The sequence below is a fragment of the Bartonella sp. TT121SHDZB genome (assembly GCF_042193415.1).
In the GTDB taxonomy this organism is placed as follows: Bacteria; Pseudomonadota; Alphaproteobacteria; order Rhizobiales; family Rhizobiaceae; genus Bartonella.
This window is the reverse complement of the sequence record NZ_JBHILR010000001.1, coordinates 321,501-334,152: the sequence shown is the minus strand read 5'-3', so window position 1 is coordinate 334,152 and position 12,652 is coordinate 321,501. Positions and strand designations below refer to the sequence as shown.

General features: G+C 42.0%; 14 protein-coding genes and 2 pseudogenes. 12 read left to right on the top strand and 4 right to left on the bottom strand.

Features of this window, described 5'->3' with window-relative positions; translation table 11 throughout:
• Window positions 1-1,072 (bottom strand): annotated as a pseudogene (locus ACFIKI_RS01380) (tyrosine-type recombinase/integrase); the annotation flags it as partial.
• A gap of 166 nt (window positions 1,073-1,238) precedes the next feature.
• Here ACFIKI_RS01380 and ACFIKI_RS01375 point away from each other — a divergent pair.
• The 3 genes from ACFIKI_RS01375 to ACFIKI_RS01365 all read left to right on the top strand — a co-directional run bounded on the left by ACFIKI_RS01375 (window position 1,239) and on the right by ACFIKI_RS01365 (window position 3,234).
• A complete protein-coding gene (locus ACFIKI_RS01375; protein WP_375665338.1) occupies window positions 1,239-1,532 on the top strand; it encodes a hypothetical protein in 294 nt (97 codons plus the stop codon).
• Window positions 1,533-1,535: 3 nt separating this feature from the next.
• Complete coding sequence (locus tag ACFIKI_RS01370) at window positions 1,536-2,117, top strand: hypothetical protein (protein ID WP_375665327.1); 582 nt, start codon at window positions 1,536-1,538, stop codon at window positions 2,115-2,117.
• A gap of 583 nt (window positions 2,118-2,700) precedes the next feature.
• Entirely contained in the window at window positions 2,701-3,234 is a 534-nt protein-coding gene (locus ACFIKI_RS01365) for an antA/AntB antirepressor family protein (RefSeq protein ID WP_375624128.1), read from the top strand.
• A gap of 50 nt (window positions 3,235-3,284) precedes the next feature.
• On the opposite strand, the gene ACFIKI_RS01360 is transcribed toward ACFIKI_RS01365, so the two are convergent.
• Both ACFIKI_RS01360 and ACFIKI_RS01355 read right to left on the bottom strand, forming a co-directional pair.
• On the bottom strand, window positions 3,285-3,590 hold the full coding sequence (locus ACFIKI_RS01360; protein WP_375665326.1) for a BrnA antitoxin family protein: 306 nt from the start codon (window positions 3,588-3,590) through the stop codon (window positions 3,285-3,287).
• Window positions 3,568-3,834, bottom strand: coding sequence for a BrnT family toxin (locus ACFIKI_RS01355; protein WP_375665324.1), 267 nt, complete (start codon window positions 3,832-3,834; stop codon window positions 3,568-3,570). The genes ACFIKI_RS01360 and ACFIKI_RS01355 overlap by 23 nt, the downstream gene beginning before the upstream one ends.
• An 84-nt stretch (window positions 3,835-3,918) precedes the next feature.
• On the opposite strand from ACFIKI_RS01355, the gene ACFIKI_RS01350 reads away from it, so the two are divergent.
• The 9 genes and pseudogenes from ACFIKI_RS01350 (at window position 3,919) to ACFIKI_RS01310 (ending at window position 11,358) form a co-directional block, all read left to right on the top strand.
• Window positions 3,919-4,500 (top strand): hypothetical protein, encoded by a 582-nt coding sequence (locus ACFIKI_RS01350; RefSeq protein ID WP_375665322.1) that lies wholly within the window; start codon window positions 3,919-3,921, stop codon window positions 4,498-4,500.
• Complete coding sequence (locus ACFIKI_RS01345; protein WP_375665321.1) at window positions 4,493-6,421, top strand: phage terminase large subunit family protein; 1,929 nt, start codon at window positions 4,493-4,495, stop codon at window positions 6,419-6,421. Before ACFIKI_RS01350 ends, ACFIKI_RS01345 begins: the two co-directional genes overlap by 8 nt.
• A 3-nt stretch (window positions 6,422-6,424) precedes the next feature.
• Entirely contained in the window at window positions 6,425-6,673 is a 249-nt protein-coding gene (locus ACFIKI_RS01340; RefSeq protein WP_375665319.1) for a phage head-tail joining protein, read from the top strand.
• Window positions 6,673-8,217 (top strand): phage portal protein, encoded by a 1,545-nt coding sequence (locus tag ACFIKI_RS01335; protein WP_375665318.1) that lies wholly within the window; start codon window positions 6,673-6,675, stop codon window positions 8,215-8,217. Before ACFIKI_RS01340 ends, ACFIKI_RS01335 begins: the two co-directional genes overlap by 1 nt.
• Window positions 8,174-9,043: pseudogene (locus ACFIKI_RS01330) on the top strand (S49 family peptidase); the annotation flags it as partial. The gene ACFIKI_RS01335 and the pseudogene ACFIKI_RS01330, both read left to right, overlap by 44 nt.
• Window positions 9,044-9,279: 236 nt before the next feature.
• The gene (locus tag ACFIKI_RS01325; RefSeq protein ID WP_375665317.1) at window positions 9,280-9,546 is read left to right on the top strand and encodes a hypothetical protein; all 267 of its coding nucleotides are present in this window, start codon (window positions 9,280-9,282) and stop codon (window positions 9,544-9,546) included.
• Window positions 9,543-9,911 (top strand): head decoration protein, encoded by a 369-nt coding sequence (locus ACFIKI_RS01320; RefSeq protein WP_375665316.1) that lies wholly within the window; start codon window positions 9,543-9,545, stop codon window positions 9,909-9,911. The genes ACFIKI_RS01325 and ACFIKI_RS01320 overlap by 4 nt, the downstream gene beginning before the upstream one ends.
• Window positions 9,912-9,923: 12 nt before the next feature.
• A complete protein-coding gene (locus ACFIKI_RS01315) occupies window positions 9,924-11,000 on the top strand; it encodes a major capsid protein (protein WP_375665315.1) in 1,077 nt (358 codons plus the stop codon).
• Window position 11,001: 1 nt separating this feature from the next.
• A complete protein-coding gene (locus ACFIKI_RS01310) occupies window positions 11,002-11,358 on the top strand; it encodes a hypothetical protein (RefSeq protein ID WP_375665314.1) in 357 nt (118 codons plus the stop codon).
• A gap of 28 nt (window positions 11,359-11,386) precedes the next feature.
• Here ACFIKI_RS01310 and ACFIKI_RS01305 read toward each other — a convergent pair whose 3' ends face one another.
• Window positions 11,387-12,469: a hypothetical protein gene (locus ACFIKI_RS01305; protein WP_375665313.1), complete on the bottom strand. Its 1,083-nt coding sequence runs from the start codon at window positions 12,467-12,469 to the stop codon at window positions 11,387-11,389.
• Window positions 12,470-12,652: the final 183 nt, after the last annotated feature.

Sequence of the window (12,652 nt, the reverse complement as noted above, 5' to 3'; positions counted from 1 at the left end):
CCTCCGACTGTATGACTTAGAATAGTTTCAGCGACTTCATAGGGGGCATCGGTTGTCTCAGCGAGCCAATCACGTAAGCTAGAGCGAAAACCATGGGGGCAGGCTTCAATTTTATTGTCTCTCATATATTGAGCCATACACCTATGCGCGAGGGGACCGCGACCTGTTGCAGAAAAAAAGAAATCATTGCGAGATAAAAGGCGCGCTTGTTTTAAAATATCTAATGCTTCTGTTGATAAAGGGACGCGAAATTCTGTTGTAGCATCACGCCTTCCTTTCATATTTTCAGCAGGAATAGTCCAGATATCATCCTCAACTTGATCTTTATGGATATGACATAAAGGAAAAGTACGAACGCCTGTCAGAATAAGCAAACGTAAAGCCAGTTGTGTCATTGTTGTTGTTTCGCAAAGTGTTTTATAAAAAGCCGGAACCTTTCTCCAATCTATAGCTGGAAAATTTTGCGTTTTATGGCGTTGTTTGCCTAAGAGCGCGCGTGCTTTTGTTGTTGCTTGTAAATCAACATTCAACCCTAATGTAGCCGCATGTTTAAGACAAAGATTAAGACGTATCAATGCTTTCTCTGCTGTTGCAGCTTTTGTATGCCAAATAGGGGCAAGAGTATTGCGTATCTCTGTTTGTGTAATCTCTGAAACGGGTAGACAGCCTAATTTAGGGAGAATATAAAGACGTAAAGGTGAAAACCAATCACAAGCCTTACCATCATCTTTTAATTCAGCTTTCCGACTTTCAAAAGCATCTACGGCAATATCTTTTAAGTAATGAAGATTGCTTATTGCCTTACGCTTTTGTTTATTGCGTTCTTTAATGGGGTCACGCTCCTCACGTGAAACCGAACGCCACCCAGTTGCCAATTCACGGGCTTTTTTTAAAAAGACATGTCTTAAGGCACCCAATCCCATTTCACGACGACGTCTATGAATGGTATAACGATAAAGCCATTGAGCACCTCCATCTTTACGTTTGTGAAGAAGCAAGCCAGCACCATCATTATATTGCCAGTCCCCAATGTTGCGACAGATCTTGCATTAAGACGATTCATAAGAACCATTTTTACTCCTTTCTTCTATAGTTTTTACCCACACGCCAGCCCCACTTGTGGTGTGCAAGCAAGTGATTTTGATTGATTCAACATAAACAGATTTGAAATGAGAGAATCCTACGTTATTCGGGACTCTCATTCAACATACAAAACGGTGAATTATCATTATAAATCAATGTCTTGTAGAGACATTAAAAGCACTGTTCGATTTGAACCATCAACACCCAATAATCCATTTGTTGAAGTTTCTAATCAAGTCTACGCACGTCTCAAGCGCGCTAATGCTGTAAAACCTTTTATTGGAGTCAAGACAACAGCAAAAACAGACAAGGCAGTTGAACAAATTAAGCAGATAAAACAAGAAGCCGTACAAACATCGTCTGAACCAGTGACAGAGGAAATTCCACTCGAACAGCCAAAAGCATCTAAAGCTTCTAAGTCATCAACACCTACCCCAAAAAAGGCTTAGAAGTTGAAGTTAATCATCCACCAAAAATGGTATCTTCAACAGGTGAAGGATACCTTCACCAGTCTTCAAGCACCACGCCTTAATTGGGCTTTGCGTAATGCTGTAAATACCTCTGCAAAACAAGTCGAACGCTTTGCAGAAAAACAAATTGCCGATGTTACATCTGCCCAATCAAAGCGTGTCAAAAAAGGCGTTTATATTAAAGGAAAGGCTACAGCAAAGCTTCTCGAGACCGATATCATTGGTTCTGGAACACCGATACCTCTTAAATTTTTTCAAGCAAACGAAACAAAACGCGGCGTAACTTACACACTGTTTGGAAAGAAAGAAATATTACCCCATGCTTTTATCAAAGGTGGGAGTTTTCCAAAGCGCGTTGAATTAAAAAAGCTGAATGGGAATGTGTTTCAAAGAGCCGATGGAGATCAATTCCCCATTGCAAAACAAAAAGGACCCTCCATTGCTGGGGTGATGTCCAAGCCAGAGATTGCAAGTGCTATTGCACAATATGCCAATGAAAGATTAACCCAAAATATACAGAGACAACTTTCTCGTCAAGAATACGCTGCTAATAAGAAAGGCTAGATCATGTTCTCAAGCTTTATCTATATATTCCATATCCTTATGAGTTTAGGAATTACATATTCTTATTGCAATTTTAAAAACAGATTATCACTTATACTTTGTTTTTTCATAAAAAAAATCAATAAAATCAATTCAAAAGGTACTTCCCAGCGGGTTGGCTTCGTTGCGGGGCGGACGAGCGCGAACTATCGCTAGCGACAGAATTTTCAAATTGACTATACATTGTACATTTAACTCATTGATAAATAATGATTTCAATATGTACACTGTACAGTATGCGATTATTTTTAGATAAAAATTATGTTTATTCTTGACATTGTTGCGTCAATGTCTATTTTCGAATCAGGTGCCTAGAAAACACCTTAAAACAACAAGCGGATTGGTTGCCGAAATAATCAGTCTTCCGCACATTAAAGACTTTGACTCATTATATGCTACATGCGTATAATAATATTGTCGGGTGTGGTTACGCTATACAATACTCTCACGAGGAAAGCGTAACGACGGGCTTGTTGCCGTGTTTTCTAGCACCCGGCATCCTCTTAGGATGTCAATAGAAAGCCTAATCAACAAGGAGTTCATTATGAACACTCTTATTAAAATTACAGAACAAACAATTGATCAAGAAACTGTTCAAGCAGTAAATGCACGTGAGTTGCATACGTTTTTGAAGGTAACATCTCGTTTTAACGATTGGATTATTAATCGTATTAAAGAATATGGTTTCCTAGAAAATAAAGACTTTGTGAGTTTTACTAAAAATTTAGTAAAACCTAAAAGCGGTCGTCCAAGTACAGAATATCACATCACTTTAGACATGGCGAAAGAGCTCTCAATGGTTGAACGCAATGAGAAAGGTAGACAGGCTCGACGCTACTTTATTGAATGTGAAAAGAAACTAAAAAGCCAATCTGTTGATTATTGTGATGATATACGTTTTGCTTTCCCAAAAGATTGGGATCAAATGTCTCCAACTAAAAAGGCTGTTTACATTTATGGTCCACTCCATATGCATCTTGTCAAAGCCTTTACGTTGGTAGAAGAAAGCAAACATTATAAAGCTTTAATCAAAGAAGCAAAACAAGTCTTAGAAAGATCTGTCGTAAAAGCTGCTTAGCTTAAGACACATCTCTCCTCCCCGTTATCAACAATGGGGAGGTGGTTGGTTTAGCTGCCACTTGCTTTTTTTAAGACTTCACCCATACGTGTTCGCCAGTCTTTTCCTTGTTTTTTAAAAGAGGCAATAACATTTGGGTCGAGACGGAGAGTAACCGCTTGTTTAGGAGATTCAACGGGTGGACGCCCACGTTTACGGCGTTCTTCTGTTACATACTTAAAAAAGGAGGCTGGTAAAACGTCTTTAGCTGGCTTTAAGCGTGCAAGTTCTTCATCTGTTAGTGGTGGGGAATCCACAGCGTCCCAATCTTCTTTTGTGTAGCCACATTCTGTTTCAAAGTTTTTTTTGATAGTCATTGAAAACCTCTCTTTCTTTTTTATTCGCTTGACGAAAACTGCTAATGGATATTGCTTCATTGCCAAGCTTTGCAAAAACAATAACTGTTGTGCCATCAGCAAAATGTCCAATAGCCTTCATGCGGTTTGAATGTGTTGCATCAATAAGAGCATGTTCCCAGTCAAAGTAAATAACATCAGCAAAATCAAGCTTATGTTTATCAATGTTTAAAGCTCTTTTTGGTTCATCCCACACTATCTTCATATATTTTATGTACACGAAAAATAAAACCTTGTCAATAATTAAAGTGTACAATAATTCGTATATACCATTCAAAATGGAGCAACTATGAATAAGAAAACGCGTAAGGGTCTATCGGTTCGTGCGTTTGCGAAGAAGATGGGGGTTTCACATAATGCGGTGGTTTCTCGGATAAAGACAGGGAAATTTGATAAGGCTCTTTTTGAAGATGGTTCTGTCAATGAAGCGCTTGCAACAGCTATCTGGAATGAGAATCCAACAAAGCGCCCTGCTCCATTTTTAGCGCCTGATGGTCAACCGCGGACAAAGATCAAACAAGCCTCTACAGATGGAGCCAATGAATACAAGATAAAACTGGAGCGAATGCAAGTTGCCCTTGAAAGCGAGAAGATTGCTCTTGAACGCTTACGCGAAACAACCGTTGACCGTGAAGAAGTCAAGAGAGCAGCTCGTGAGTTTGGAAGAGCGCACCGTGATGCTATGTTGAATTTTCCTCATCGTTTTGGTGCAAGCATTGCTGCACAAGTTGGATGTGATGCGGCCAGCCTTATTGGTGCTATTGATTACACTATGAGAACCGCTTTGCTTGAGGCGGTTAATATTCCAGTGCCTTTTCATGATCCTCATTCTCCAGAGTTAGAGAACTTGCAAGAAACGAATAATGGATGACAATGCAGTCGAAGAATTTTTCGCCCATGCCAATAACGCACGACAACCGGACCCACCGTATACGGTTTCGCAATGGGCGGATAAGAATAGATACCTTAGCACCGTAGCAAGTGCTGAACCTGGATTGTGGAGAACAAAGCGGACCCCCTATTTGCGTGAAATCATGGATAACCTTTCCTCTCACAAACCGATTGAAACAACTATTGTCATGAAAGGGGCGCAAGTTGGCATGTCAGAGGCAGGATTAAATTTCTGCGGTTATGCTATTCATTATAGTCCAGGACCTGCTCTTTATGTCATGCCGACCGTTGAGACAGCCAAAAAGCTTTCAAAGACGCGGCTTGATCCTATGATTATGGCAAGTCCAGTTTTAAGTGAACGCATAGCCCCAGCACGAGCACGTGACAGCGGGAATACCATGTTTTCGAAAGAGTTTGATGGTGGTGCACTGATGCTTACAGGGGCAAACAGTGCTGCTGGTTTGCGTTCCATGCCTATTCGTTATCTGATTTTGGATGAAGTGGATGGTTATCCTCTCAGTGTGGATAACGAAGGTGATCCGGTGATGATTGCGGAAAAGCGTACCTCGACCTTTGTACAACGAAAGATCTTTAAATTGTCCACACCCACCCACCGTGACACAAGCCGTATTGCCAAGGATTTTGTGCTAGGAGACCAGCGATATTACAACGTGCCTTGTGATGCATGTGGTACACTCCAGCCGATTGTTTGGTCACAAATCAAATGGCCGAAAGGGGCTCCCGAAAAAGCTGTTTTTGTTTGTGCGCATTGTGGTCATGAACATGCCGAGCACCGAAAAACAGATCTCATGTGTGAAGAAAGAGGCGCATGCTGGGTCCCAACCAGTGAGTCAAGCAGACCCAATTTGCGTTCTTATCATATTTCGGCACTCTATTCTCCTTGGCTTACATGGGGGGAATGTGCAAGAGAGTTTTTAAATGCCAAAGATGATCCAGCTCTTCTACAGCCTTTTGTCAATACAGTTCTTGGAGAGCCATGGGAGGACAGAACAGGCGAAGTTATTGATCCTGATAGCCTCTATGCAAAACGCGAAGATTATCCCCTTGCACCAGAACAATCCGTCGTGTTGACAGCTGGTATTGATGTGCAAAATGACCGCTTGGAACTTGAAGTGGTGGGATGGGGGCGTAGTGAAGAAAGTTGGCATATTGATTATCAAGTGATCCTTGGTGATCCCTCTTCTTTTGAAGTATGGGACCAATTGGATGAATATCTTGCAAAACGTTGGCCGCATCCAGGCTATAAAGAGGGGATTAGGATAACAGCTGCTTGTATTGATACCGGTGGTGGACATACACAGGCGGTTTATAATTATGTACGCCCGCGTGAGGGGCGGCGTATCTGGGGCATTAAGGGGCAAGCGGGATGGCGTGCGGTATGGCCACGCCGACCAAGCAAAAACAATAAAGGACAGATTAATCTTTATATTGTTGGGGTTGATGCCGCGAAAGATATTATCACGGCACGATTTAAAAAATCGGGACCTGAAGCAACGGGGGCTGGTGCAACACACTTTCACAAAAGCCTTGATCGAGAATATTTTGACCAGCTAACCGCTGAAAGAAAAGTCATCAAATATTTTAAAGGCTTCAAGCGTATTGAATGGCAAAAAAGTGAAAAGGCAAGAAACGAAGCCTTGGATTGTAGGGTCTATGCTTATGCGGCTTTACAAGGTCTGATTTCGGCGGGAATAAACCTTAATCGAGAAGTTGATATCTTAGAAGAGCGTTTGGAAAAACTTAAAATTGAAGGTTCTGTAGAGCAACCAACATCTGGGATTTCTTCATTCACTTCTCCAAGAAGATCTCAGATAGCAAAACCTCAAAGGAAACAATCCAGAACAGTGATGAATCCTTATATGCGAGGGGATTGGAGGTAATTTGTGGATGAAACTTTAGAACCAATTAACAGCAAAATTGACAGACTTGAAAACTTAAAAAGGCGGCGTGAACAAATTGAAGAGGCTCTTTATTCGGGTGCGCAATCAGTGCGTCACGGCGATAAGCAAGTCAGCAACCGCTCTGTTGAGGAACTGCGCAGAGCTCTTGAAATGATCAATACGCAAATAGCGGACCTTGAAGGGCGTAAAGGTTCACGCGTGTTCTATTTTAATATCTCACGAGGCTATTAATGGCTGGCTTTATCAATAAACTTACGGGCTTTTTTACAATTTCTCGTCAACACAATCCCCATTTTGAAGCTGCAAGCAAAAGCCGTCGCATGGGTGGTTTTGATCCCGCAAAAAAACATATCAATAAAGCGATTGAAGAATGCGGTGATACCATTGTTGCCCGTTCAAGATGGCTTTATGACAATGAAGCTCTTTATGGTTCTGCAACGGAGGAATGGGTCTCTGCGGCTGTAAGTGATGGGATTAAACCTTATCCTCGTATTGAAGGCTTTCAAGAAGAAAAGAAAAAGCTTTTAGACTTATGGTGGCAATGGGTTGATGAAGCCGATTATGATGAAGATACCAGCTTTTATGGGCTGCAAGCAACCATTGCACGAGAAGTATTTTTAACCGGAGAGTGCTTTGTAAGATTGCATTATGTTGATCTCTACGGGCGCTCTGGTGTGCCTCTTCAGTTGCAAGTTTATCCCACGGAAATGTTGGACCTTTCCTACAATGGACCGGCTGAGATTGAAGGCAATTACATTCGTATGGGAATTGAATTTAATGCCAGTGGTAAGCGTGTTGCTTATCATTTCTGGGAACATCACCCCTATGATGCTTCTCCTTCCAACATAGCATTTAAGAGTCAAGAACGCATACGTGTCCCCGCTGAAATGATCCTTCACATCAAAGAGCGCCGTATTGCCGGACAATTGCGCGGTTCTCCCAAAATAACGCGCTGTATGACAAAGATCTTTCAACTCGAATCCTATGACGACGCAGAACTCGATAGAAAAAGGACGGCGGCTCTTTTCGCGGCGTTTGTCAAGGACAATTCACCAAACGTCGAAAAATTATCCGATAATCGTGATAAAAACAACGTTGAAGAAGAATACAAAGCACCTGTCATTGCGCCCGGTGCATCTCTTTATTTAGGAGAGAATAAAGAAGTTACATTCTCAAATCCTGTTGAGGTTGGAGGTTCTTATGAGGCTTTTCAATTTCGCAATATCTTGAAAATTTGTGCAGCACTTAATATGCCTTATGCCGTTGTGACTGGAGACGTTACGCGGGGGAATTTTTCTAATGTGCGTACCTCTATCATTCAGTTTAGACGGCACGTCAAACAATGGCGTGAACATATTATTGCCTTTCAGTTTAACCGCATTGTTTGGGAGCGTTTTGTTGAAATGGCAGTGCTTTCTGGATGCGTCAATTTGCCAGGGTGGGAAGAAAATCCCTTGCCATGGCTTCAATGTGAAAGCTTTGCACCCCCGCTTGAAATGATTGATCCAAACAAGGATATCTCAGCGGAAAAAGAAGAAATCCGTGCAGGCTTGAAAACACGACGCATGGCACTTGCTGAGCGCGGCTTTGATATCGACAGCATTCATGCCGAAATGCAAGAAGAGCACACAGACGCTCGTGCGCGCGGCTTATCTTTTGACACGGATATGGCAGCGCCCTCTGGTGAAAATCAAGCGATTGATACAGCAGATTCAGAACCTTCTGAGACTTATGAAAGCAACCAAGGCAGTGAGGCACATAAAAATGGTGAATAATCTTGATATGCCGTTCTTGGCATCACGGCTTTTTGGGGTTCCACATATGCTTGCCTCGACAAAACTTGATATCATTTTGAATGCTCTTGCGCCGCGTCTTTTTGAGGGAGAAAAGTTTGCCCCTGGGGCATTTGGACAAGGAGATACGGAAGCTTTAAGACCACCAGAAACTTACGTGGTGCAAAACAATATTGCTATCCTACCAGTTCATGGCACGCTTGTGCGCCGTGGTGCATGGCTTGGGGCTTTATCGGGGCTAACCTCTTATGAAGGTTTAAGGGCTTCTTTTCGTGAAGCCATTGCACAACCTGATGTTCGTGCTGTTTTACTTGATATTGACAGCGGCGGTGGAGAAGCCGGTGGTGTCTTTGATTTGGTTGAAGAGTTTCAAACACTCTCAAAACAATACAATAAACCCATTTGGGCACATGCCAATGAGTTTGCTTGTTCAGCGGCTTATGCCATTGCTTGTTCTGCTTCTCAAATATGGGTAGCTCGCACAGGGGTTGTGGGCTCGATTGGGGTTGTTTGTGCCCATCTTGACCAATCCCGTGCAGATGAAAAACACGGGCATAAATGGACCTTTGTCTTTGAAGGTGATCACAAAACCCATGGCAACCCTCACGAACCCTTGAGCGATACAGCACAGATAAAAATGCAAGCCGATTGCGCCCTGCTCTACGAGATGTTTGTCGATTTGGTGGCGCAAAACAGACGCTTAAATGCTGCTGCAATTCGTGACACAAAAGCAGAAACTTTTATAGGCACCCAAGCGATCACGCTTGGATTAGCAGATGTGCAAGGCACCCTTGCGCAAGCTTTGGAAGCCTTAACGGATTCCATATCACAAAACCCAACATCAACAGAAAAAGAAGGACAAAACACATGGCACGCACACAATACCGCGCTGAAGAAGATGATGACGAAAAGATCGTCGACATCATCAATGACGAGGAAGAGGACGAAGACGATAGCGACATCGACAAAAACGCCGAAGACTTCGACGATGAAGAAGACGAAGAGGACGAAGACAATGAGGACAATGAAAACAAGCGCGAAGATATGAAAGCCGTGCTTGAAAAAGAAAGAAAGCGCGCAAAAGCACTAACAACCCTTGAAAGGCAAGCAAAGCACTTAGGCGTTTCTTTTGACGCAGCAAAAGCTATTCAAAAAGGTATGAGTATCGAGAAAGCACGCCAGTGTGTGTTGACGGCTGCTAGCTCTCAAAGCGCGTCTTTAAAAGTCTCGCCTTATACCCCTCATAGTGATGGGACGAGCAAGGCAAAGATTCATGCAAAATGGGAAGCAGCTTGGAGGGCAGTGAAATGACGAATATTATTTATGACGACGTACGCAATGGCGCTTATCTTGGACCCTACGACCCCGATATGTCAAACGAAGAAGTGGTGTTTGCATCAGGAGCATTCATTGAAGCGGGAACTGTCATGGGAAAGATAACCGCAACGGAACACTATGTCCCCCTTAATCCAGCAGCATCAGATGGCAGTCAAACACCGGCAGGGATTTCTTTTGCCACTGTTGATGCCTCTCAAGCAGATCAACGTGCCGTGATTACAGCACGCTTATGCACTGTAAAAGCTTCTGAACTGCTATGGCCAGATGCCATCACGGATGAGCAAAAGAAAGCAGCCATTCAGTCTTTAGAAGACAAAAACAACATTCTATTGCGATAGGAGAATGCACACATGGATATGAATTTTTTTAAACATGATGCTTTCTCAAGCATCACAATGATGAAAGCCATCGAAAACTATGAGTTTCAACCTGGTCTTGTAAGTTCTCTTAATCTTTTTGAAGAAGTTGAAACCAGTACCACAGTGGTTGGTATTGAACGGCGTGATAATACATTTTCGCTTATTCAAACCAGTGAACGTGGCGCACCTTTGACAGAAGGTGATAGAGAGGGTCGTAATCTTCGGTTTTTCAAAACAACACGGATTGCCAAAAGTGATACGGTGAAATCAGAGGAAATCCAAAACCGTCGTGAATTTGGGACAGAAAATCAGTTAGAGACAGCAATGAAATATATTGCCAGAAAACAAAAGAAACTGATTTCTGAAATAGAATTGACATGGGAAAATATGCAGCTTGGCGCTGTTCAAGGGGTGGTTCTTGATGCTGATGGTTCCGTAATTGTCGATTGGTACAAAGAATGGGAAATCGCACCACCAAAGCCGATTGATTTTAAATTAAATAATGAGACAACCAATGTTGCGGACCATGTTGATCAAGTCATTATGAGGATGATTGAAGCTTCAAAAGGAGCGTTTTCTGATCGTTCACGCATTATTGGGCTTTGTGGAAATGAATTCTTTTCCAAATTGAAAAACCATAAAACAATTCGTGAGACCTATTTAAACACAGCCTTAGCACAGACACTCAATAGCGCCGGAGGTGTTGCAACACCAAATTCGATTGGCTCTGGGAGCTTTGGTAGTTTTGACTTTGCGGGTGTGACTTTCATTAATTACCGGAGTATTCACAACTATAATGTGAGTGCGAAGGCTGGAACAAAGCGCGCCATAGGCATTAAGCCTGATGAATGTCAATTCTTTCCTGTTGATGCGCCTGGTGTCTTCCAAAAAACCTTTGCTCCTGGTGAAAGCTTGGATTTTGCCAACACGGTTGGAAGACCTCTCTACACGATGCTTATCGTCGACCACGACCGTAATGCATGGGTAAAACCTGAAGTGTATAGCTATCCGCTTTACATTTGCACACGCCCTGAAATGCTGTTTAAAGCAGTGATTGGAGCGAAATAACATGCGGTGGAACGGGCTGCTAAACCAAATGGTTAAAGATGTGCGCAACACTTTTGGGCAGCCCATCATCTACACACGAAAAGACAACGAGCAATCTTTTCGTATCACAGCGATTTACACCATTAAGCATTCAGAATCGGACGCCGGTGGCAGAATCTCCACCACAATTGCAAGAAAGGAACTTGATCTTTGTATCAATGACATTGGAGGATTACCACCAAAACCTCAAGATAGTATTGTGGTCCTCTCTCCTGAAAACAACAAAGCCCCCTCTTCTCAAGAACACTTCACTGTTACAGATGTCCAAGCCTCTGAATCCGGTATGTATAAGCTTATCTTGCGGGAGATAAAACAATGAACGTATCTTTATCTTGTGTGTTTAAAAATCAATAAAACTGTCCCAGAACTCGAATTACTGCTGTAAACCTTGGACTTGAAAAGGCAGTGAATTGGTAATTCCGTGGTATGCCGGTACGGAGACTGATTTGGCATTCATGGTATGTTATAGCTACTGATGCAATTCGTGTCCAAGTGGTTCGTTCATTCTTTTCAGGACTTTCAAATACAATGGCTTGATCGGTTACCAAAAGACGTCCTCTAAGTGTGATCTTTTTATTAATATCAAAGAAAACGCGTTCTTGAACCCCCAACAATTTTTCATTGTGTGCTAAACGATATTCATATTCGCTTGCGTCAAGTTCTTGAAACATTTTACACGCTTCAGAAAAACTAGACACTTTAATATCCGGTAGCAACATTGCAACTTGTTCTTCAAAAAGTTTTACTTTTTTCTTTTCAGAGTAGTGAGCGATCACCAAAAGTAAAATAATAAGAATGGCTACTAATAACCATGGTGAAATACTTATTACTACCACAATGCCTCCAATCAATAGAGCACAATGGAGAAAGATCCTGATCCATTTTTCCAGTTGTTCATTTTTAAGTGCTGGAGATGTTTTATTAACGACTGAGAAATCAGAAGAAGGATGTGCAGGAGGGAGCGACATTGAAGCCTGTTCTGGAACTTTTTCTTCAAAACGTTTTTTGCGTTTATCTTGCCAATAAGCGAAAATGGAAAACGCAAAAAACGCAAAGAAAATTAACAACCCCCATCCCCAAAAGCCTAATCCATCATCTTTGTCTGGTTTGTTAACTTGAGTGGGGGTAATTTGCTTATCAGTATTCTCAACTGGTGCCTGAGTCACGCTGTCATCTTGAGTAGCAACATCTATTGACGAAGTCGAGGAGGAGGTAACAATTTCATTATTGTGTGTAATTTGATTTGGTTTGTCTTTGTGTACAGAAGCACCTACTATCGCAGAGCCGATAAATAATAAAGCTCCAATACCAAGAGTTTTCAGTCCGTTTTTCCGCCATTTCTTTATACATACTAAAACGAGTCCGACAATCATCATTGGCAATGATAACAAGCACACGATCATTGCAATTGTATCAAGGGTATCCAGCATTACCTCCCCCTCAGCTATAAATAAAAAAGTAAAGTGGAAATTTAAAGTGAGTCGACAAATAAAGTAAAGACGTACTTATATAATTTAGAAAAATGTAATATTACTGCTTGACATTATAGTAGGAGTATGAATAATCGAATCAGGTGCCTCAAAAACACCTTAAACCATAAGCGGATTGGTTAC

What these genes read in the sequence shown, in the direction of transcription:
- ACFIKI_RS01375 (WP_375665338.1), top strand. Translation starts at nt 1,239, where the DNA reads ATGTCTTGTAGAGACATTAAAAGCACTGTTCGATTTGAACCATCAACA.
- ACFIKI_RS01365 (WP_375624128.1), top strand. Translation starts at nt 2,701, where the DNA reads ATGAACACTCTTATTAAAATTACAGAACAAACAATTGATCAAGAAACT.
- ACFIKI_RS01360 (WP_375665326.1), bottom strand. Translation starts at nt 3,590, where the DNA reads ATGACTATCAAAAAAAACTTTGAAACAGAATGTGGCTACACAAAAGAA.
- ACFIKI_RS01355 (WP_375665324.1), bottom strand. Translation starts at nt 3,834, where the DNA reads ATGAAGATAGTGTGGGATGAACCAAAAAGAGCTTTAAACATTGATAAA.
- ACFIKI_RS01350 (WP_375665322.1), top strand. Translation starts at nt 3,919, where the DNA reads ATGAATAAGAAAACGCGTAAGGGTCTATCGGTTCGTGCGTTTGCGAAG.
- ACFIKI_RS01345 (WP_375665321.1), top strand. Translation starts at nt 4,493, where the DNA reads ATGGATGACAATGCAGTCGAAGAATTTTTCGCCCATGCCAATAACGCA.
- ACFIKI_RS01335 (WP_375665318.1), top strand. Translation starts at nt 6,673, where the DNA reads ATGGCTGGCTTTATCAATAAACTTACGGGCTTTTTTACAATTTCTCGT.
- ACFIKI_RS01325 (WP_375665317.1), top strand. Translation starts at nt 9,280, where the DNA reads ATGAAAGCCGTGCTTGAAAAAGAAAGAAAGCGCGCAAAAGCACTAACA.
- ACFIKI_RS01320 (WP_375665316.1), top strand. Translation starts at nt 9,543, where the DNA reads ATGACGAATATTATTTATGACGACGTACGCAATGGCGCTTATCTTGGA.
- ACFIKI_RS01315 (WP_375665315.1), top strand. Translation starts at nt 9,924, where the DNA reads ATGGATATGAATTTTTTTAAACATGATGCTTTCTCAAGCATCACAATG.
- ACFIKI_RS01310 (WP_375665314.1), top strand. Translation starts at nt 11,002, where the DNA reads ATGCGGTGGAACGGGCTGCTAAACCAAATGGTTAAAGATGTGCGCAAC.
- ACFIKI_RS01305 (WP_375665313.1), bottom strand. Translation starts at nt 12,469, where the DNA reads ATGCTGGATACCCTTGATACAATTGCAATGATCGTGTGCTTGTTATCA.